We start from the raw sequence: 19,206 nt of genomic DNA, 5'->3' as shown, positions 1-19,206 counted from the left end.
GGGATCGGGCGGGCCGGCGGGCCGGGGGGCCGGCGCGGGCCAGCGGCGCGAGCCGGCGCCAGCGGGGCAGCTCGGTCACCACCGTGGCCGCCGCCAGCACGGTCACCGCGACCGCGACCGGCCGCGGCCAGGCCGCCCAGGCCGCGAGCACCGCGGCGACCAGTTGCAGCAACACCAGCGCCACGGTGACCAGCCCGGGCACCGGCACGATCACCTGCCGCTTGTCGCCGGGGGTGGCGAACACGGTGGGCAGGCCGATCAGCAGTACCACCGAGGCGACCGCCAGCACCACGGAGTGCGGGGCGAGCGCCCACGGGGTGGCGACCCAGGCGACCAGTTCGGTCAGGAAGCGCAGCGCTGAGGGCAGGTCGGGGCGGCCCGCCCGGTCGTTGTCGATCACGGCCGCCAGTATGCCGAGCGACCGGACCCAGGGTGTCCCGGAAACCGGGTTGCCGCCCGCGGCGCGGGCGGGCAGGGTGGCGACGTGGACCTGCACAGCACCCTGGCCGACGCGGCGGGCCTGGCCGCCGGCACGGTGGTGCTGGTCGAAGGGGCCAGCGACCGTTGCGCCATCGAGGCGGTGGCGCGCCGGCAGGGCCGCACCCTCGCCGGGGTGGCCGTGGTGCCGATGGGCGGCGTGACCAACCTCCGGCACTTCCTCGACCTGTTCGCCAACCGCCGGGTCGCCGGCCTCTACGACGCCGGCGAGGAGGGGTACGTCCGGCGGGCCCTGTCGGCCCGCGGCTCCGACCTCTCCCCCGCCGGGATCGCCCGGCTCGGCTTCCACGCCTGCCGGGCCGACCTGGAGGACGAGCTGATCCGGGCGCTCGGGACGGCTCGCGTCGAGCAGGTCGTCGAGGCCGCCGGGGACCTACGGTCGCTGCGGCGCTTCCAGCGGCAGCCCGCCCAGGAGGGCCGACCGCTCGCCGGCCAGCTGCACCGCTTCATCGGCACCCGGTCGGGCCGCAAGAGCCGGTACGCGACGCTGCTCGCCGACGCCCTGGAGCCGGCCCGCACCCCGGCGCCGCTGGACCGGCTGCTGGCGCTGCTCTGATCCCGCGCCGACACGCGCGAACGCCGCCCCCGGGGTGGGGACGGCGTCCACGTGTAGTGCTTCCCGGCCCTACCGGTCAGGTCATGTCGTCGTAGCGGCGTTCGATCGGCGCCGGAGCGGCGATCGGCTCGGGCGCCCCGACCGGCGCGCTCGCCTCCACCCCACCGGTGGCCCCGACCGGCTCGACGGACAGGTCCAGCGGCGACACCTCGTCGTCGGCGACGTCCGAGTAGAGTTCCCGGCCCCGCCCGCGCCGCCTGTCGTTGATGAAGGCCACCCCGACCGCGCCGAAGTAGAGCGCGGCGAGGCAGATCGCCAGAGCGGTCATGCCGAACGGGTCGGGCGTCGGCGTGACCACCGCGGAGAACGCGAAGAACACGAAGATCGCCACCCGCCACCAGCCCAGCAGCCGCTTGGCGCTGGCCAGCCCGACGAAGTTGAGCATCAGCACGATCAGCGGGAACTCGAACGCCACCCCGAACAGCAGGATCAGGTTCGTGACGAAGCCGATGTAGCGGGTGATGTCCAGCGTCGTGGTGACGTCGCCGCCGCCGGACACGTTGAGCAGGAACTCCAGGCCCTTGGACGTGACGAAGAACGCCAGCACCGCGCCGGCCGCGAACAGCGGCGCGGCCAGGGCGGTGAAGAAGTAGGCGTACCTGCGCTCGTGCCGGTGCAGGCCCGGCGCGATGAACGCCCAGAGCTGGTAGAGCCAGATCGGCGCCGCGATGATCAGGCCGACCCAGAGAGCGACCTTCATCTGCAACAGGAACAGGTCGGCCGGGCCGAGCTGGACGAAGTTGCAGTCGCCGTTGGCGAGCCGCGCCTTCGGCAGGTTGCAGTAGGGCAACTGCAGCACGTGCAGGACCCGGCCGGAGAGCCAGACGCCGAACCCGAAGCCGACCAGGATCGCCAGCGACGCCCGGAACAGCCTGGTGCGCAGCTCGCGGAAGTGCTCGATGAGCGTCATCGAGCCGTCGGCGGCCCGCTCGAACGTGCTCGGGCCGCGCTTCTTCAACCCGAAGGCCACGGTGGTGGGGCCCTCTCGGATCAGTTCTCGCGGACGCGCTGCACCGGGTCGACCGGCGGCTGCTGCGGCTGCGGGGCGAACTGCTGCGGCTGCGGCTGCGCGACCTGCTGCTGCGGCGCGAGCGGCTGGTAGCCGGCCTGCGCGTCGGCCTTCTCGGCCAGGTCACGGTCGTCGTCGTGCAGGCTCTTGGTCTCGGCCTTGATGATCCGCAGCGAACGGCCCAGCGAGCGGGCCGCGTCGGGGAGCCGCTTCGCGCCGAAGAGCAGGATCAGCACGACCACGAGTACGGCGATGTGCCACGGCTTGAGGGCACCCATGGGAAGCTCCAGTCGCTCTGTGTCGGTGAGGGGTGGTCGCAGCCCATCGTACGTGCGTCGAAGACCGTTGCCACCCTGCCGGGCCCCCGGTTGCGGGCCTGGTCGGTGAAGTCTCGGACAACCCGGAGTGTCCCGTCAACCACCCGCGGGGGCGCAATCGTGCGTGGATCCCGCCGCGAACGCGCAGCTACCGAACAGCGGACCGACTGCCGTCGATCACTTCCCGCGCCTGGCCTTGATCAACGTCATCCGGTCCTGCGCCACGCTCACCCGCTCCTGCAGCGACTCGGCCCGCGCCTGGAGCTGCTCGGCGGCGGAGCGCAGCGACTCCGCCTCGGCCTGGCGCCGTTGCAGGGCCAGCGCCGTGCGACGCAGCCGGGGCAGCCGCGCCAGCACCGGCCGGACCGCCAGGGCCAGCACGACCAGCGCGAACAGCACGACCCCGAGCACGATCCACGTCACCACGGCGGTCAGCCTACTGGGTGAGCGCGGCCACCGCCGGATCGGCGCGGTCAGCCGGAGTGGCGTACGCGTCGAGCGCGGCGGCCGCCTGGGCGCGGACCTGCTCGGCCAGCTCGGTCGGCGCGACCACCGTCACGTCCGGCCCGAGCCCGAGCACGAACCGGCGGGCCCAACCCAGGTCGGTGACGCGCAGCGACACCAGCCACTGCTCGCCGTCGGCCTCGACCCGCTCGCACGGGTAGTACTCGGTGATCCACCGCTCGCCCCGGCCGATCCGCAGGGTGATCAGCGGCAGGTCCGGCGAGGGGCGGAACACCCCGTCGCTGAGGTCGTGCGGGCGGGCCTGCGGCGGCACCACGGCCTGCTCCGCCAGCTCGGTGACCGCGTCGATCCGGTCGGCCCGGAACAGCCGGACCGCCTCGGCCCGGCGGCACCACGCCTCCACGTAGGCCCGGCCGCCGACCATCAGCATCCGCAGCGGGTCGATGGTCCGCTCGGTGGTCTCGTCGCGGGCCGGCGTGTAGTAGGTGATCCGCAGCGCCCGGCCGCGCTCCACGGCGGCGCGCAGCTCCCGGACCCGGGCCGTGTCGCCGGGCAGCCGCACCTCGACCGGGGCGCCGGCCAGGTCGCCGGCGGCACTCTCGATCTTGGCGAGCGCCCGCTCGACCGCCTCCCGGTTGGCCACCCCGGGCGTCTCGGCGAGCATCCGCAGCGCCACCACCAGGGCCAGGGCCTCGTCGGGGGTGAGCCGGAGCGGGCGGTCGATGCCGGCGTCGTAGGTGATGGTCACCCGGTCGCCGTCGAACGCCATGTCGATCAGGTCACCCGGGCCGTAACCGGGCAGCCCGCACACCCAGAGCAGCTCCAGGTCCTCGCGGAGCTGCTTCTCGGTCACCCCCAGGTCGTGCGCCGCCTCGGCGATCTCGATGCCGGGGCGGGCCAGCAGGTAGGGCACCAGGTTGAGCAGCCGGGCCAGCCGGTCCGCCGAGGCCCGGCCGCCGCGGGCCGCCGGGCGGGTCACCGGGCACCCCCGGCCACCGCCAGGTCGTCGTGGCGGGCGGCGATCTCCTTCAACCGCTGGATGACCGCCTCGCGGACCTCCGGCGGCTCCAGCACCCGCACGTCCGGGCCGTACCCGACGATCTGGCCGGCCAGGAAGTCGGCGTCGGCGTACGGCATGACCAGGCGGTCGCCCTCCGGCCCGGCCTCGGTCTCCACCGCCCAGCGGCGCAGCCCCGCGGCGCGGCCGGGCACGACCAGCACGGTGGCCCGGCCGGTCCGCTCCACGGGCCCGGACCAGCGGGCCACATGGCTGATCAGGTCCACGCCGGCGGGCGGCTCGTACGCCCCGGGCTCGCCGGTCACCCGGACCGCGCCCACCACCCGGGAGAGCCGGAAGCAGCGGGTCGCCGCCCGGTCCAGGTCGTGACCGACCACGTACCAGCGGCCGCGCCAGCAGACCACGCCCCACGGCTGGAGCCGGCGGCGGGTCGGGGCGTCGCGGTCGGGCACCCGGTAGTCGAAGTTGACCTCGCGGCGGTCCCGCGCGGCGGCGGTCAACGGCGCGAACGCCGGGTCGACCGTGACCATCGGCTCCAGGCCGAGCGTGGCCTGCGGGTCGACGTCGATGCCGGCGGCGCGCAGCTTCGCCAGCCCCGACGAGGCGGCGGCGGCCAGGCCGGCGTGCTGCCACAGCCGGGCCGCGATGCCCACGGCCGCGGCCTCGTCCGGTTCGAGGGGGATGTCGGGCAGGGCGTACTCGCGGGGTGCGATCCGGTAGCCCGGCTCGGCGTCGAAGACGCTGGCCGTGCCGGTCTCCAACGGCACGCCGAGCTCCCGCAGCTCGGCCTTGTCCCGCTCGAACTTTCGCTGGAACGCCTCGTGGTCCTTGGCGTCGTCCGGATCGTGCTCGTAGCCGGGCACGGTCGCGGCGATCTGCGCGGCGGTCAGGAACCGTCGCGTGGACAGCAGGCAGATCACCAGGTTGACCAGGCGTTCGGTACGGGTCCGCGACACGTGGAGAACGCTAGCAGCCCGCACGTCCGCAGCGCGCACCCGCGCGGGCGCGGCGCACGGGAGTCCCGCCCGGAGGCGATCCGCGCCACATCGCCCGGGCCCGCGCCGCTCGCCCGGCGGCGGGCCGACAGCGGCCATAGGGTGATCGCATGGCGGAGGCGGCAGCCAAGAGCGAGAGCGTCGGCACGGTCGTGGTGGCCGGCGCGGCGAACCTCGCCATCGCGGTCGCCAAGCTGGTCGCGGGCCTGATCTCCGGCTCCGCGGCGATGCTCTCCGAGGCCGCCCACTCGGTGGCCGACACCACCACGGAGGTGCTGCTCTACCTGGCGCTGCGCCGCGGGGCGCGGCCCGCCGACACCCGGCACCCGTTCGGGTACGGCAAGGAGAGCTACGTCTGGGCGTTCCTCGCCGCGCTGTTCACGTTCGTGGTCGGCGCCGGCTTCGCCATCACCCACGGCGTCACCACCATCCTCGTGCACGAGCACACCGGCCACTACCGGACCTCGTACGTCGTGCTGGCGGTCTCCTTCGCCATCGAGTCGGTCTCGCTGGCCCGGGCGGTCCGGCAGGTCCGCAGGGAGTCCCGGCGCTGGCGGGCGACCCCGCACCGTTACCTGCGGCTGACCGCCGACACCACCGTCAAGGCGGTCTTCCTGGAGGACACCGCCGCCCTGATCGGCCTGCTGATCGCCGCCGCCGGCGTCACGCTGTCCCACCTCACCGGCGACGAGCTCTACGACGGCGCCGCCTCGATCCTCATCGGCGTGCTGCTGCTGGTGGTCGCCGGCATCCTGGCCCGCAGCAACATCTCGCTGCTGGTCGGCCGGGCCGTGTCCGAGCGGGTGCACCGGCAGATCGAGCACGAACTGGCCGCGCTGGCCGCGGTGGACCGGATCGACACCCTGATGACCATGGTCCTCGGCCCGGAGGACATCCTGGTCGCCGCCAAGGTCGACTTCCGCGACGACGCCACCGGCGCCGACATCGAGGCCGCCGCCGACGAGGCCGAGCGGCGGCTCACCGACCGGTTCCCGGAGGTCGCGTACGTCTTCCTCGACCCGACCCGGTCGAGGCGCGGCAGCGGCGGGCGCCGGGCCCGGACCACCCAGGACGAGGACCAGCGGCCGGTGGACCCGGGGACGGCTGGCGGCGGGCCGGCGTGACCGGCGGGCCGCCGACCCGGCCGCACCACGGCGCCACCCCGGCCGATAGCGTGCCGGGCATGGTGCGATGGCGGTCCGGCACGGTCACGGCGGTACGGCGACGGTGGGCCGGCGCCACGGAACTCGACGTCGACCTGCCCGGCGGCGGCCGGATGCGCGCCCTGGCCTACCCGGCGCTGGTCGGCGACCCGGAGCCCGGTGACCGGGTGCTGCTCAACGCCGGCGCCCTGCTGATGGGCCTCGGCACCGGCGGGATGCCGGTGGTCACCGCCGACCTGCACTCCGCGCTGCCGGCGATCCTGGCCGGCGTCCACGCCGACGCCCCGGACGCCCGGGTGGCGTATCTGCTCACCGACGGCGGGGCGCTGCCGGCCTGGTTCTCCCGCACCCTCGCCGGGCTCGCCGGTCGGCTCGCCGGCACGGTCAGCGTGGGCCAGGCGTTCGGCGGCGACCTCGAGGCCAGCACCCTGCACAGCGGCCTGCTCGCCGCGCGGCACGTGCTCGGCGCCGACGTCGTGATCGTCGCCCAGGGCCCCGGCAACCTCGGCACCGGCACCCGGTGGGGCTTCTCCGGGGTGGCTGTCGGCGAGGCGGTCAACGCGGTCGCCACGCTGGGCGGGCGGCCGGTCGGCTCGCTGCGCATCTCCGACGCCGACCCCCGCCCCCGGCACCGCGGCGTTTCCCACCACAGCCTCACCGCGTACGGCCGGGTCGCCCTGGCCCCCGCGGAGCTGATCGTGCCGGAGGGCCTGGACGCGGCCCTCGCGGCCGAGGTCGCGGCGGCGCTGGCCCCGCTCGCGGCGCGGCACCGGATCGTGACCGTACCCACCGAGGGCCTGGACGCGGCGCTGCGGGACAGCCCGGTCGGCCTGTCGACGATGGGCCGCGGGCTCGACGGCGACCACGCCTACTTCCTGGCCGCGGCCGCCGCCGGCCGGCACGCGGCCCGCCTGCTCGGCTGAGCGGTCAGCGCGCCCCGTATCCGTGCGCGACGATGTGCGCCGCGGTCCGGGTGTAGCCCGCCGGGTCGGCCGGCGCCACCGTGCCCAGGCCGTCGACGTAGCGGTTGTACATGCAGAACGCGGCGGCGATCAGCACCGTGTCGTGGATCTCCAGGTCGGTGGCGCCCTCGGCACGGGCCGCCTCCACCAGGTCGGTGGTGACCTCGCGGCCGCTGCGCTGCACCGCCCCGGCGATCAGTAGCAGCGCCCGCAGTTTCGCCGCGACCGGCGCCGCGTCCAGGTCCCGGCGCACCTGCTCCACCAGCGGCATCCCGGCCGGCAGTTGGGCGGCGGCGAACGCCGAGTGCGACGCGCAGCAGAACGCGCAGGCGTTCAGATCCGACACGTACGCGGCGATCAGCTCCCGCTCCCCCGGTGACAGCGTGGGATGCGGGGCGTGCAGCAGCGTGTCGGCGAGGTCGAGCAGCGGTCCGGCGGTCTCCGGTCGGTAGCGGGCCAGCCCGTTGATGCCGGGGTGGGCCTGCTCGTCCAGACCGAGGTCGATGTGTGCGATGACGTCACGCTCCCTCGTCGTCGGCCGGGAAGCACGCGACAGCACGTCCGGCTTCCCCGTGAGCCATAGACGAGCATGCGCGCGGTGGCGCGTCAAGGCCCCGGCTCGGCGAAGCAGCGGCACTCCGGCCGGCATGCTCCGCGTCAGCCGGCCAAAAAGATCAGCGCCAGCCAGGCGCCCACGATCAGCACCAGCACGACCGCCAGCACCCAGGTCGGCACCGTGTACTCACCGCGGCGGTTGCGCTCGACCTCGGCGCGGATCTTCTCCCGGCGCCGCTCGATCCAGTTGAGCTTCTCGGTCCCGCTGTCGCGGCCGGCGGACGTCTCGCGGCCGGAGGGGCCGGCAGGTTCGGAATTGTTCATCGCGACGCCAGCGTACCGGTGGGCGGGCGGCCGGCGCTCGCAGCACCGGCCGCCCTTCCCGGGTCACATGCTCGCGATCAGCCGCTCCACCCGCTCGTCGTACGCCCGGAACGGGTCCTTGCACAGCACCGTGCGCTGCGCCTGGTCGTTCAGCTTGAGGTGCACCCAGTCCACCGTGAAGTCCCGCCGCTTCTCCTGGGCGTGCCGGATGAACTCGCCCCGCAGCCGCGCCCGGGTGGTCTGCGGCGGGGTCTCCTTCGCCTCGAAGATCTCCGGGTCGGTGGCCACCCGGTCCACCTCGCCGCGCCGCTCCAGCAGCCCGTACAGGCCCCGGCCGCGCCGCAGGTCGTGGTAGGCCAGGTCCATCTGCGCGACCCGCGGGTGCGACAGCGGCAGGTCGTGCTTGCGCTGGTAGCGCTCGATCAGCCGCAGCTTCGTCACCCAGTCGATCTCCCGGGCCACCGGGTCCAGGTCTCCGGTCTCCACCGCCCGCAGCACCCGACCCCACAGCTCGACGACCCGCTTGGCGGTCTGGTCGCCGCCGCGCCGCTCGACGAACTCGGTCGCCTTCGCCAGGTATTCCTGCTGGATCTCCAGCGCCGAGACCTCCTTGCCGGAGGCCAGCCGCACCTTTCGTCGGCCGGTGATGTCGTGCGACACCTCGCGGATCGCCCGGATCGGGTTCTCCAGCGTGAGGTCCCGCATCACCACCCCGGCCTCGATCATCCGCAGCACGATGTCGGCCGTGCCGACCTTCAGCAGCGTGGTGACCTCGTTCATGTTCGAGTCGCCGACGATCACGTGCAGCCGTCGGTAGCGCTCCGCGTCCGCGTGCGGCTCGTCCCGGGTGTTGATGATCGGCCGGCTACGGGTGGTCGCCGAGGAGACGCCCTCCCAGATGTGCTCGGCCCGCTGCGACAGGCAGTAGACCGCGCCGCGCGGGGTCTGCAGCACCTTGCCCGCACCGCAGATCAACTGCCGGGTGACCAGGAACGGGATGAGCACGTCGGCCAGCCGGCCGAACTCGCCGTGCCGGGACACCAGGTAGTTCTCGTGACAGCCGTACGAGTTGCCGGCCGAGTCGGTGTTGTTCTTGAACAGGTAGATCTCGCCCGCGATGCCCTCGTCGTGCAGCCGCTTCTCCGCGTCGACGAGCAGCCCTTCCAGGATCCGCTCCCCCGCCCGGTCGTGGGCCACCAGGTCGGTCACCGAGTCGCACTCCGGCGTCGCGTACTCCGGGTGCGAGCCCACGTCCAGGTAGAGGCGGGCTCCGTTGCGCAGGAACACATTGCTCGACCGGCCCCACGACACCACCCGCCGGAACAGGTACCGCGCGACCTCGTCGGGGGACAGTCGGCGCTGCCCGCGATAGGTGCAGGTGACGCCGTACTCGGTCTCGAGGCCGAAGATTCGCCGCTCCATGATGTGACACTAGCCGCCCGGGGCCCCGGATGGGCAGCGCTCAACCCGCCGGTCTCATCCGCACCGGGACGGGCATTCCCGGCGTTGGCATGTCCCAGCGCCGGGTACGGTCCCAGCCGTGAGAATCCTCGTCACCGGCGGCGCCGGCTTCATCGGATCGGCGTACGTCCGGCGGCTGCTCACCGGCGCCGAGCCGGACCTCGCCACCGACACCGTCACCGTGCTCGACGCCTACACCTACGCCGCCACCGAGGGCGCCCTCGACCCGGTCCGCACCGACCCGAGGCTGCGCGTCGTCCGCGGCGACATCCGCGACCCCGCCCTGGTCGACGCCACCGTCGCCGGCCACGACGTCGTCGTGCACTTCGCCGCCGAGTCGCACGTGGACCGCTCCATCGCCGCCGCCGCCGACTTCGTCACCACCAACGTGGTCGGCACCCAGACGCTGCTCGACGCGGCCCTGCGCCACGGCGTGCGCCGCTTCGTCCAGGTCTCCACCGACGAGGTGTACGGCTCCATCGCCTCCGGCGCCTGGACCGAGCGGGCCCCGCTCGACCCCAGCTCACCGTACTCGGCCAGCAAGGCCGCCGGCGACCTGCTCGCGCTGGCCTACCACCGCACCCACGGACTCGACGTCGTGGTCACCCGCGGCGCCAACACCTACGGGCCCTACCAGTACCCGGAGAAGATCATCCCGCTCTTCGTCACCAACCTGCTCGACGGGCACGACGTGCCCCTCTACGGCGACGGCGGCAACGTGCGGGACTGGCTGCACGTCGACGACCACTGCCGTGGCGTCGCGCTCGCCCAGACCCGCGGCCGGGCCGGCGGGATCTACCACCTCGGCGGCGGCGCCGAACTCACCAACCGGGACCTCACCGGCCGGCTGTTGGCCGCGTGCGGCGCCGGGTGGGAACGGGTCCGACCGGTCGCCGACCGCAAGGGCCACGACCGCCGGTACGCCCTGGACTGCACCACCACCCGGCGCGAGCTCGGCTGGGCCCCCACGGTCGACCTCGACCACGGGCTGGCCGCGACCGTCGCCTGGTACCGGGACAACCGGGCCTGGTGGACGCCGCTGAAGCCGCACCGCTGACCCGCACCGCGCCCGGCCGGTGCCGGCTCCGGCGCCACCGCCACCCGGGCGAACCGGAGCCGATCATGACCCTCGGGCGCCGGACGGGCTCCCCGGCCGCGTTCCGGTGCCCGGCCGGCGTCACTCGCCCGGCTGTTCCTCCTGACCCTCCAGGTCCGCCGAGCCCGCCGACGTGGTCGGCTTCTTCGCCTCCTCGGTCGGTACCGTCGGCGTCTTCGCCCGCCCCGGCGCCGGCGCGGCGTCCGCGCCCGCCTCCCCGTCGAGCAGCGCCGTCAGCGCCGCCCCGGTGATCCGGCGGAAGGTCCGGCCCACCCGGCGCCGGTCCAGGACCGCCACCTCGAGCTGGTTCGCGGCGATCGTGCGGGCCGCCCCGCCCTCGCCGCCGACGCTGCTCAACGCCTTCATGGCCGCCCGGACCGCCTCCGACAGCGACATCTCCGGCCGGTGCTCGTTCTTCAGCACCCCCGTGATCGCCTCGGCCTGGCCGCCCATCGCCATCCGGCCCGGCTCGTCGTTGACCGACCCGTCGTAGGTCAGCCGGTAGAGCGAGTCGTCGTCCGGCGTGGCGCCCACCTCGGCCACGCAGATCTCCACCTCGAACGGCTTCGACTGCTCGGTGAAGATCGCACCCAGCGTCTGCGCGAACGCGTTCGCCAGGCCCAGGCCTGTCACGTCCCGCCGGTCGTAGCTCAGGCCGTTCAGGTCGGCCATCCGCACCCCGGCCCGGCGCAGGTTCTCGAACTCGTTGTAGCGGCCCACCGCGGCGAAGCCGATCCGGTCGTAGATCTCACTGACCTTGTGCAGGGTGCTGGACAGGTTCTCCGCGACGAAGAGCACCCCGCCCTCGTAGCTCAGGACCACCGCGCTGCGGCCCCGGGCGATGCCCTTGCGGGCCAGCTCGGAGCGGTCGCGCATGATCTGCTCGGGCGAGGCGTAGAACTGCATGGCCACGGCGGCGGTTCTCCTTCGGGCGCTGTGCTGCGGACTGCTGACTCAGGTGAGGTGGGAGCGGGGTCAGCCGCCCGGGTTCTCCATACGGCCGGACACCACGCCCTCCGCGATCGCCGCCGTCTCGGCGTCGGTGAGCCGGCGGGTGCCCTCGGCGGTCGCGGTCATCACCACCGGGTAGATCCGGCGGGTCAGGTCCGGGCCACCGGTCGCGGTGTCGTCGTCGGCGGCGTCGTAGAGCGCCTCGACGGCCAGCCGCGTCGCGTCGTCGATCGACAGGCCCGTCCGGAACCGCTTCTTCAGCGCGGACTTGGCGAACAGCGAGCCGGAGCCGATCGCGTCGTAGCCGGTCTCCTCGTAGGGGCCGCCGGTCACGTCGAAGCTGAAGATCCGCCCGGCCCGCGCCGGGTCGGCGGCGGCCAGGTCGAAGCCGGCGAAGAGCGGGATCACCGCGAGGCCCTGCATCGCGGCCCCCAGGTTGCCCCGGATCATCGAGGCCAACCGGTTGGCCTTGCCGTCCAGCGAGAGCATCGCGCCCTCGATCTTCTCGTAGTGCTCCAGCTCCACCTGGAACAGTCGCATCAGCTCGATGCCGATGCCCGCGGTGCCCGCGATGCCGACCAGCGAGTACGCGTCGGCCGGGTGCACCTTCTCGATGTCGCGCTGGGCGATCAGGTTGCCCATCGTGGCGCGCCGGTCGCCGGCCATCACCACGCCACCGCTGGCCGAGATGGCCACGATGGTCGTCGCGTGCGGCGCCATGTCGGCGGCCATGCCGGGCGGCAGCGGCCGACGGCCGGGCAGCATCTCCGGGGCCACCCTGCTCAGGAACGCTGTGAAGGAGGACGTCCCCGCGTTGGTGAACACATCTGGAAGACGCCCGGATGGATCAAAACCCGCTGCCACGTGGTTCCTCTCAGGTACGTGATCGCCCTGGCCAGCCTCTCGGGGCTGTCCTTGAACTGGCCAAGACCACCGTTGCAGTTGAAGCAGAGTATCCCGCGCACCCATCCGGTGCGATGATCGTGGTCCACATGTTCCGGGTCGGGTGACCCGCAAACGACGCACAGGCCGCCCTGCTCGGCGAGAAGCTCCTGGAACTCCTTCTCGCCAATGCCGTAGCGCCGGCGCAGGTGGTACTCGCGGTTGCCGCCGTAGAGCCGCTGCTTGGTCTCATTGCCACGCGCGTTGTGGCAGGGTTTGCAGTAGCTGTGCCGTCCGCTTGCGTTCGTGGTGCGAGGGAAGTCCTCGACCGATTTGATCTGCTCGCAGTCGGGACACCACTTCAGTCCGTCGGCAACCGGCACGGGGGCCTTCTTCTGGGGCGCGATCCCGCGCTTGCGGCGGCTCGCCTCCGAGCGGGCCGCAGCGCAGGTCTTACAGTAGAACGCCAAACCGTCCGGACGCCGCCGGTTGCGGTGGAACGCCGATGTCGGCAGCGACCGGCCGCGCTGAGGGCAGAGCTTGTCCGAGGCCTCCGGCAAATCGGACATAAGCCTCATTGACCCCCTTTCTGCACGTACCCCCTCACGAACTCCTCTGCGTTCTCCTCCAGGACGGAGTCGATCTCGTCGAGCAGGTCGTCCACGTCCTCGGTGATCTCGGCGTGCCGCTCGGCAACCTCGGGGTTGGCCTGCGCGGTGACCTCCTCGACCTCCTCGTGGGACTTGCCGGACTGGGTCTGGCCGCCTTCTTGGGTCGCCATGGTGTGCCTCCTCCACGATCGCCTGCGATCAACTTACCTCGCGTGGACGACGAAAAGCCCGTCGCGCGCCGGGTTCCAGCACTCGACGGGCCTTCCGGCATCCGGCTCAGCCGCCGGTCAACAGCTCCAGCAGGTCCTTGGCGCTCTCGCAGCGGTCGAAGAGCGACCCGACGTGCTTGCGGGTGCCCCGCTCGGGCTCCATCATCGGCACCCGGACCAGCGACTCCCGGCCCACGTCGAAGATGACCGAGTCCCAGCTCGCGGCGACCACCTCGGAGGCGTACTGGGCGAGGCAGCGGCCGCGGAAGTAGGCCCGGGTGTCCTCCGGCGGCTCGGTCATCGCCGAGCGGGTCTGCTCGTCGCTCAGCAGGGTCTTCATCGAGCCCCGCTGCACCAGCCGGTGGTAGAGGCCCTTCTCCGGCCGCACGTCCGAGTATTGAAGGTCGACCAGCTGGAGCTTGTGCGAACCCCAGCCGAGCTTCTCCCGCTCCCGGTAGCCCTCCAGCAGCCTCAGCTTGGCCACCCAGTCCAGCTCGTCGGCGCAGAGGAAGGCGTCCCGGCCGAGCCGGTCCAGCACGCTCTCCCAGCGGTCGAGGACGTCGGCGGTCTGCGCGTCCACGTCGCTGCCGTAGCGGTCGTCCACGAAGGACCGGACCCGCTCCAGGTACGCCCACTGCACGTCGAGCGCGGTCAGCTTGCGGCCGTCGCGCAGCCGCATGAGGTGCTTGAGCGACGGGTCGTGGCTGACCGCGCGCAGCTCGCTGACCGGGTCGGCGATGCCCAGGTCGGCGCCGAGCGCCTTCTCCTCGATCATGGTGAGGATCAGCGCCGTGGTGCCGACCTTCAGGTAGGTGGAGATCTCGGAGAGGTTGGCGTCGCCGATGATGACGTGCAGCCGGCGGTACTTGTCGGCGTCGGCGTGCGGCTCGTCGCGGGTGTTGATGATGGGCCGCTTGAGGGTGGTCTCCAGCCCCACCTCGACCTCGAAGAAGTCGGCGCGCTGGGAGATCTGGAAGCCGCTCTGGCCGCCGTCCTGGCCGATGCCGACCCGGCCGGCGCCGCAGACGATCTGCCGGGTGACGAAGAACGGCGTCAGGTACGCCACGATGTCGGCGAACGGGGTCTGCCGCCGCATCAGGTAGTTCTCGTGGGCGCCGTAGCTGGCGCCCTTGTTGTCGGTGTTGTTCTTGTAGAGGTGGATCGGGTGGGTGCCCGGGATGGTGGCGGCCCGCCTGGACGCCTCGGCCATCACCCGCTCCCCGGCCTTGTCCCAGCGCACCACGTCGAGGGGGTTGGTCACCTCGGGCGTGGAGTACTCCGGGTGGGCGTGGTCGACGTAGAGGCGGGCGCCGTTGGTGAGTATGACGTTGGCCAGCCCGAGATCCTCGTCGGCGAGCGCCTCGGCCGGGTCGTAGGCCGCCCCGGAGTAGGTGAAGCCGCGGGCGTCGCGCAGTGGCGACTCCTCCTCGTAGTCCCAGCGGGCCCGGCCGCCCCGGTTGAGTTCCGGTCGCGCCCCGTAGGCGTTGACCACCTGGGAGGAGGTGACCATCGGGTTGGCCCCGGCCTGGCCGGGCACGGAGATGCCGTACTCGACCTCGGTGCCCATGATCCGTCTAACGCTCATCGACCTGCCCGCTCCGCTCGCCCGTCCCGGTCCCCCGTCACGTCGAGCGTAGTCGCCGTCACGCGGGAAGGGGGCGTGGCGGCTCGGGGCGTGGCGGTGTGGCGGCAGGCGGCGGTGCCGGGCGTGGACGCGCGGAGGCCCGCGGCGCGCTGCGCCACGGGCCTCCGTCGTGCCGTCGGACTACAGGTACTGGCCGGTGTTGTTGGCGGTCTCGATGGACCGGCCGGCATCGGCGCCCTTGCCGCCGGAGACGAGCGTGCGGATGTAGACGATCCGCTCGCCCTTCTTGCCGGAGATGCGGGCCCAGTCGTCGGGGTTGGTCGTGTTGGGCAGGTCCTCGTTCTCGCGGAACTCGTCGACGCAGGCGTCGAGGAGGTGCTGGAGCCGGAGCCCCTTGCGCCCGGAGGTGAGGAACTCCTTGATGGCCATCTTCTTGCCCCGGTCGACGATGTTCTGGATCATCGCGCCGGAGTTGAAGTCCTTGAAGTAGAGGACTTCCTTGTCGCCGTTGGCGTAGGTGACCTCGAGGAAGCGGTTCTCCTCGGTCTCCGAGTACATCCGCAGCACCACGGCGTCGATCATGGCCGCCACGGTGGCCTGCGGGTCACCGCCGTGCTCGGCCAGGTCGTCCGGGTGCAGCGGCAGGCCGGAGAGGATGTACTTGGAGAAGATGTCCTTGGCCGCCTCGGCGTCCGGCCGCTCGATCTTGATCTTCACGTCGAGCCGGCCGGGGCGCAGGATCGCCGGGTCGATCATGTCTTCCCGGTTGGAGGCGCCGATGACGATGACGTTCTCCAGGCCCTCCACGCCGTCGATCTCGCTGAGCAGCTGCGGGACGATGGTGTTCTCCACGTCAGAGGAGACGCCGGAGCCGCGGGTGCGGAACACCGAGTCCATCTCGTCGAAGAACACGATCACGGGGGTGCCCTCGCCGGCCTTCTCCCGCGCCCGCTGGAAGATCAGCCGGATGTGCCGCTCGGTCTCACCGACGTACTTGTTGAGCAGCTCCGGGCCCTTGATGTTGAGGAAGAAGCTGGTGTGCCTCTCCTTGCCCTCCCGCTCGGCGATCTTCTTGGCCAGGGAGTTGGCCACCGCCTTGGCGATCAGCGTCTTGCCGCAGCCGGGCGGGCCGTAGAGCAGGATGCCCTTCGGCGGCCGCAGCTGGTGCTCGCGGAACAGGTCGGCGTGCAGGAAGGGCAGCTCGACCGCGTCGCGGATCTGCTCGATCTGTGAGTGGAGGCCACCGATGTCGGTGTAGTCGACGTCGGGCACCTCCTCCAGGACGAGCTCCTCGACCTCGCTCTTCGGGATCCGCTCGTACGCGTACGCCGAGCGGGGCTCGATCATGAGCGAGTCGCCGGCCCGGATCGGCGAACCGATCAGGGTCTCGGCGAGGTGCACGATCCGCTCCTCGTCGGAGTGCGAGACCACCAGCGCCCGGTCACCCGGCGCGCCCTCGGGACCCGCGAGGATCTCCTTGAGCATCACGACCTCGCCGACCCGCTCGTAGCCGAACGCGTCGACGATGTTGAGCGCGTCGTTGAGCAGGACCTCCTGGCCGCGCCGGAGCTCGTCGACCTCCAGCGAGGGCGAGACGGCCACCCGGAGCTTGCGCCCGCCGGTGAACACGTCCACCGTGCCGTCGTCGTGCTTGGCCAGAAACACGCCGTAGCCGCTCGGCGGCTGGGCGAGGCGGTCGATCTCCTCCTTGAGCGTCACGATCTGCGCGCGAGCCTCCTTGAGGGTGCTCACGAGCCGTTCGTTGTTCTCGGTCAGCCGCGCCAACTGCGCCTGGGTGGCGGCCAGCCGCTCCTCGAGCTGCCGGACGTGTCGGGGGCTTTCGGTCAACTTGCGCCGCACCAGAGCGAGTTCCTCTTGAAGGAACGCGACCTGCGTGGAGAGATCGTGGGCCTCCTTCTCCCACCGTGCGGCGCGCGAGTCCGCGTCGTCGCTGCGTGCCACGTCCCACCTCCCCGGGGGGCTTGAACGTTCTGAGCTAACACTAGCCGCTATGAGCCCGATTCGGTCCTCCGCAACGCGCTCGTCACCGAAGCTTGATCGCCAAGGGCTGGTCGACGGGCGGGTACGGGCGTTCGGGTACCGTCGGAGCGTGGGACGGGAGAACATGGGGGGTGCTTCGTGACCGACGTCGCGACGGACCAGCTGCAGGTCTGGGTCGACCAGGACCTGTGCACGGGTGACGGGCTGTGCGTCCAGTACGCGCCGGAGGTCTTCGAGTTCGACGTCGACGGCCTGGCGTACGTCAAGGGGCCGGACGGCGAGCTGCGGCTGGCCGCGGGCGCCCGGGTGGACGTGCCGGAGCACCTGCGCCTCGAAGTGATCGACTCGGCGAAGGAGTGCCCGGGCGAGTGCATCCACGTGGTGCGCGCCCGCGACGGCGCCGAGGTGGCCGGCCCGGAGGCCGAGGACTGACCTGACGGACGCCGCGGGCCGGGGACCGACGTCCCCGGCCTGTGGGGTCTCTTACAGCATCGGGCGGCCGACGACCGAGGCGACCAGCCGGGCGAACTCCTCCAGCCGGGCGATCTGCCCGGCGCCGCCGTCGTCGAGGGTCTTGCCGAAGCGCAGCGCGTCGTGCCGGGGCGCGCCGACCGCCTCGTCGCTGGGCGGCGCCTCGTCCAGCGAGCTGAGCAGCAGGTAGACGTCGATGCTGTCGACCCGGACCTCGCCGGTGTCGGCGCGGGTGAGCCGCCGGCGGCAGCCGACCTCGGTGACCGTGGAGACCGGCACCACCCGCAGCGAGGAGGTCATCGAGCCGGGCGGCCCCTCCCCCGGCGGGACGTCCTCGCCGTGCCAGAGCACCAGCCGGCTGCCGTCACAGACGACGACCTCCTGCCACACCCCGTTCACCTCGTTGACGAAACGTTCCAGGGTGAAGCCGAGCACGGACGCGCCGCGCAGCACCCCGCCGAGGGCGTCCAGGGCGATGTCGGGGTCGCGCAGATAGGCCCGGGCGGCCGACTCCAGGTCGGCGTAGGGCGACCAGTCGGGAAAGACGGCGGGCAGGTCACCGTTGTCGTAGCCGGGGCTGCTCATGCCGCCGCCTCCCGGCCCGCGCGCCGCCACCGGTCCGGACCGCCGGGACGGGCGCGGCGCCCGCCGCGTGCCCCGATCCGCTCGCTCATGCCACCGTCTCCACCCGCTCGGTGTCGTCCCCGCCGGGACCCATGATCCGCTCGCTCATAGCCGTCCGCGCCGCGGGGTCACGCCCGGTCCGGCTCCTCGGCCCCGGCGGCCGTCTGCCGGGCCGCCTCGGCCGCGCGCAGCGCGTCCCGGCGCTGGGCGTACGCCTCGGCGCCCTTGCTGGGCTTGCGGCGCCGCGGCGGGGCGGTGACCCCGGGGGCGAGCTTGCGCGCGGAGACCAGGAAGGCGGTGTGCGCGATCATGCGGTGGTCGGGCCGGACCGCGAGCCCCTCGGCGTGCCAGTCCCGGACCAGCGACTCCCAGGCGCGCGGCTCGGTCCAGCCGCCCCGCTCGCGCAGCGCCTCGACCAGTTCGGAGAGCTGCGGTGTGGTGGCCACGTAGCCGATCAGCACGCCGCCGGGAACGAGGGCCCGCTCGACCATGTCGAGCATCTCCCAGGGGGTGAGCATGTCGAGGATGATCCGGTCGAAACCGGTCTCGGTGCACTCGGCGACGTCCCCGACGTGCAGCCGCCAGGCGGGGTGCGGGCCGTTGAAGAACGCCTCGATGTTGCGCCGGGCGATCTGGGCGAAGTCGTCACGCAGCTCGAAGGAGTGCAGCTCACCCTCGGTGCCTACGGCCCGCAGCAGCGAGCAGGAGAGCGCGCCGGAGCCGGCGCCGGCCTCCAGGACCTTCGCGCCGGGGAAGACGTCGCCCATGGCCACGATCTGCGCCGAGTCCTTCGGGTAGATCACCTGGGCGCCGCGCGGCATGGAGAGCACGTAGTCCGACAGCAGCGGGCGCAGGGCCAGGAACGCGGTGCCGCCGCCGGCGGTGGTGACCACGCTGCCGTCGGGCAGGCCGATCAGCGTGTCGTGCTTGAGGATCCCCCGGTGGGTGTGGAACTCCTTGCCGGGCTCCAGCGTCACGGTGTGCATCCGGCCCTTCGGGTCGGTCAGCTGGACCCGGTCGCCGGGGCGGAACGGCCCCCGGTGCACGGGGGGCAGCGCCGGGACGGAGGAGGTGTCTGCGGTCACGTGTTCGTCTTCCGTTTGGGTTCCAGGAGCTGGGCGAGATCCGCGATGTGCAGCACGCCGACCACATCTTCGCCTGCCGTCACGACGTACTGTGCGCCCGGGTGGGTGCGCACGGTCTCCAGCACCCGCTCGCCGTCGGCGCCGACCGGCAGCGCGGGCACGCTGTCCAGGCCGCGGGCCACCGCGTCCACCGCGAGCCACGGCCGCCGTTCCGGGGGTACGGCGGCGACGCGGGCCGGGTCGACCAGGGCCACCGGGCGGCCGGCGGAGTCGACCACGGCGAGCGCGGCGTCGGGGGTCGTCCCCTC

Annotated in this window: 22 protein-coding genes and 1 pseudogene; 5 read left to right on the top strand and 18 right to left on the bottom strand. The window is 72.9% G+C overall.

What is annotated here, in order from left to right; genetic code table 11:
* The coding region (locus B0E53_RS18125; protein ID WP_210406122.1) for a hypothetical protein at positions 1-400 on the bottom strand (400 nt) is incomplete at its 3' end.
* Between the two features lie 84 nt (positions 401-484).
* On the opposite strand from B0E53_RS18125, the gene B0E53_RS18120 reads away from it, so the two are divergent.
* A complete protein-coding gene (locus tag B0E53_RS18120) occupies positions 485-1,054 on the top strand; it encodes a TOPRIM nucleotidyl transferase/hydrolase domain-containing protein (protein ID WP_246835460.1) in 570 nt (189 codons plus the stop codon).
* A gap of 76 nt (positions 1,055-1,130) precedes the next feature.
* Here the strand turns inward: B0E53_RS18120 and tatC are convergent, their stop codons facing one another.
* The 5 genes from tatC to B0E53_RS18095 all read right to left on the bottom strand — a co-directional run bounded on the left by tatC (position 1,131) and on the right by B0E53_RS18095 (position 4,879).
* Complete coding sequence (gene tatC, locus B0E53_RS18115) at positions 1,131-2,084, bottom strand: twin-arginine translocase subunit TatC (RefSeq protein WP_107077147.1); 954 nt, start codon at positions 2,082-2,084, stop codon at positions 1,131-1,133.
* A 20-nt stretch (positions 2,085-2,104) separates the two neighbouring features.
* Positions 2,105-2,401 carry a Sec-independent protein translocase subunit TatA gene (gene tatA, locus B0E53_RS18110; protein WP_107077146.1) on the bottom strand — a complete coding sequence of 99 codons (297 nt, stop codon included), beginning with the start codon at positions 2,399-2,401 and terminating at the stop codon, positions 2,105-2,107.
* A gap of 216 nt (positions 2,402-2,617) precedes the next feature.
* A complete protein-coding gene (locus B0E53_RS18105; protein ID WP_107077145.1) occupies positions 2,618-2,866 on the bottom strand; it encodes a hypothetical protein in 249 nt (82 codons plus the stop codon).
* 10 nt (positions 2,867-2,876) lie between these two features.
* On the bottom strand, positions 2,877-3,884 hold the full coding sequence (locus B0E53_RS18100; RefSeq protein WP_107077144.1) for a YafY family protein: 1,008 nt from the start codon (positions 3,882-3,884) through the stop codon (positions 2,877-2,879).
* Positions 3,881-4,879: a WYL domain-containing protein gene (locus tag B0E53_RS18095; protein WP_107077143.1), complete on the bottom strand. Its 999-nt coding sequence runs from the start codon at positions 4,877-4,879 to the stop codon at positions 3,881-3,883. The genes B0E53_RS18100 and B0E53_RS18095 overlap by 4 nt, the downstream gene beginning before the upstream one ends.
* 149 nt (positions 4,880-5,028) lie before the next feature.
* Between B0E53_RS18095 and B0E53_RS18090 the strand changes: the two genes are divergently transcribed.
* Positions 5,029-6,042: a cation diffusion facilitator family transporter gene (locus B0E53_RS18090; protein WP_107077142.1), complete on the top strand. Its 1,014-nt coding sequence runs from the start codon at positions 5,029-5,031 to the stop codon at positions 6,040-6,042.
* A gap of 59 nt (positions 6,043-6,101) precedes the next feature.
* The gene (locus B0E53_RS18085) at positions 6,102-7,004 is read left to right on the top strand and encodes a DUF3866 family protein (RefSeq protein WP_107077149.1); all 903 of its coding nucleotides are present in this window, start codon (positions 6,102-6,104) and stop codon (positions 7,002-7,004) included.
* A gap of 4 nt (positions 7,005-7,008) precedes the next feature.
* On the opposite strand, the gene B0E53_RS18080 is transcribed toward B0E53_RS18085, so the two are convergent.
* The 3 genes from B0E53_RS18080 to pafA all read right to left on the bottom strand — a co-directional run bounded on the left by B0E53_RS18080 (position 7,009) and on the right by pafA (position 9,344).
* Positions 7,009-7,557: a carboxymuconolactone decarboxylase family protein gene (locus B0E53_RS18080; protein WP_107077150.1), complete on the bottom strand. Its 549-nt coding sequence runs from the start codon at positions 7,555-7,557 to the stop codon at positions 7,009-7,011.
* Between the two features lie 143 nt (positions 7,558-7,700).
* On the bottom strand, positions 7,701-7,922 hold the full coding sequence (locus B0E53_RS18075; RefSeq protein ID WP_107077141.1) for a hypothetical protein: 222 nt from the start codon (positions 7,920-7,922) through the stop codon (positions 7,701-7,703).
* 63 nt (positions 7,923-7,985) lie between these two features.
* Positions 7,986-9,344 (bottom strand): Pup--protein ligase, encoded by a 1,359-nt coding sequence (gene pafA, locus B0E53_RS18070; protein ID WP_091265859.1) that lies wholly within the window; start codon positions 9,342-9,344, stop codon positions 7,986-7,988.
* A 118-nt stretch (positions 9,345-9,462) separates the two neighbouring features.
* Here pafA and rfbB point away from each other — a divergent pair, with 118 nt between their 5' ends.
* A complete protein-coding gene (gene rfbB, locus B0E53_RS18065; protein ID WP_107077140.1) occupies positions 9,463-10,440 on the top strand; it encodes a dTDP-glucose 4,6-dehydratase in 978 nt (325 codons plus the stop codon).
* Between the two features lie 120 nt (positions 10,441-10,560).
* Here the strand turns inward: rfbB and prcA are convergent, their stop codons facing one another.
* From prcA to arc, 6 genes are all read right to left on the bottom strand, one after another.
* Entirely contained in the window at positions 10,561-11,391 is an 831-nt protein-coding gene (gene prcA / locus B0E53_RS18060) for a proteasome subunit alpha (RefSeq protein ID WP_107077139.1), read from the bottom strand.
* A gap of 63 nt (positions 11,392-11,454) precedes the next feature.
* Positions 11,455-12,294: a proteasome subunit beta gene (gene prcB / locus B0E53_RS18055; protein WP_210406121.1), complete on the bottom strand. Its 840-nt coding sequence runs from the start codon at positions 12,292-12,294 to the stop codon at positions 11,455-11,457.
* On the bottom strand, positions 12,213-12,881 hold the full coding sequence (locus B0E53_RS18050; protein WP_107077148.1) for an endonuclease VII domain-containing protein: 669 nt from the start codon (positions 12,879-12,881) through the stop codon (positions 12,213-12,215). Before B0E53_RS18050 ends, prcB begins: the two co-directional genes overlap by 82 nt.
* A 5-nt stretch (positions 12,882-12,886) precedes the next feature.
* On the bottom strand, positions 12,887-13,093 hold the full coding sequence (locus B0E53_RS18045) for a ubiquitin-like protein Pup (protein WP_073836803.1): 207 nt from the start codon (positions 13,091-13,093) through the stop codon (positions 12,887-12,889).
* Positions 13,094-13,199: 106 nt separating this feature from the next.
* Entirely contained in the window at positions 13,200-14,717 is a 1,518-nt protein-coding gene (gene dop / locus B0E53_RS18040) for a depupylase/deamidase Dop (protein WP_107077137.1), read from the bottom strand.
* A gap of 180 nt (positions 14,718-14,897) precedes the next feature.
* On the bottom strand, positions 14,898-16,679 hold the full coding sequence (gene arc, locus B0E53_RS18035) for a proteasome ATPase (protein ID WP_107077136.1): 1,782 nt from the start codon (positions 16,677-16,679) through the stop codon (positions 14,898-14,900).
* A 177-nt stretch (positions 16,680-16,856) separates the two neighbouring features.
* Between arc and B0E53_RS18030 the strand changes: the two genes are divergently transcribed.
* A complete protein-coding gene (locus tag B0E53_RS18030; RefSeq protein WP_107077135.1) occupies positions 16,857-17,150 on the top strand; it encodes a ferredoxin in 294 nt (97 codons plus the stop codon).
* A gap of 51 nt (positions 17,151-17,201) precedes the next feature.
* Here the strand turns inward: B0E53_RS18030 and B0E53_RS18025 are convergent, their stop codons facing one another.
* The 3 genes and pseudogenes from B0E53_RS18025 to B0E53_RS18015 form a co-directional block, all read right to left on the bottom strand.
* Positions 17,202-17,774: a hypothetical protein gene (locus B0E53_RS18025; RefSeq protein WP_107077134.1), complete on the bottom strand. Its 573-nt coding sequence runs from the start codon at positions 17,772-17,774 to the stop codon at positions 17,202-17,204.
* A 167-nt stretch (positions 17,775-17,941) separates the two neighbouring features.
* Entirely contained in the window at positions 17,942-18,898 is a 957-nt protein-coding gene (locus B0E53_RS18020) for a tRNA (adenine-N1)-methyltransferase (protein WP_107077133.1), read from the bottom strand.
* Positions 18,895-19,206: pseudogene (locus tag B0E53_RS18015) on the bottom strand (peptidase M50); the annotation flags it as partial. The pseudogene B0E53_RS18015 and the gene B0E53_RS18020, both read right to left, overlap by 4 nt.

The sequence above is a fragment of the Micromonospora sp. MH33 genome (assembly GCF_003013775.1).
GTDB lineage: Bacteria > Actinomycetota > Actinomycetes > Mycobacteriales > Micromonosporaceae > Micromonospora > Micromonospora fulviviridis.
The sequence above is the reverse complement of the archived record's forward strand: the minus strand, read 5'-3'. Positions and strand labels throughout refer to the sequence as shown.

Coding starts and splice junctions, on each gene's coding strand:
- B0E53_RS18025 (WP_107077134.1), bottom strand. CDS start 17,774: ATGAGCAGCCCCGGCTACGACAACGGTGACCTGCCCGCCGTCTTTCCC.
- B0E53_RS18050 (WP_107077148.1), bottom strand. CDS start 12,881: ATGTCCGATTTGCCGGAGGCCTCGGACAAGCTCTGCCCTCAGCGCGGC.
- B0E53_RS18075 (WP_107077141.1), bottom strand. CDS start 7,922: ATGAACAATTCCGAACCTGCCGGCCCCTCCGGCCGCGAGACGTCCGCC.
- pafA (WP_091265859.1), bottom strand. CDS start 9,344: ATGGAGCGGCGAATCTTCGGCCTCGAGACCGAGTACGGCGTCACCTGC.
- B0E53_RS18045 (WP_073836803.1), bottom strand. CDS start 13,093: ATGGCGACCCAAGAAGGCGGCCAGACCCAGTCCGGCAAGTCCCACGAG.
- dop (WP_107077137.1), bottom strand. CDS start 14,717: ATGAGCGTTAGACGGATCATGGGCACCGAGGTCGAGTACGGCATCTCC.
- B0E53_RS18090 (WP_107077142.1), top strand. CDS start 5,029: ATGGCGGAGGCGGCAGCCAAGAGCGAGAGCGTCGGCACGGTCGTGGTG.
- tatA (WP_107077146.1), bottom strand. CDS start 2,401: ATGGGTGCCCTCAAGCCGTGGCACATCGCCGTACTCGTGGTCGTGCTG.
- B0E53_RS18085 (WP_107077149.1), top strand. CDS start 6,102: ATGGTGCGATGGCGGTCCGGCACGGTCACGGCGGTACGGCGACGGTGG.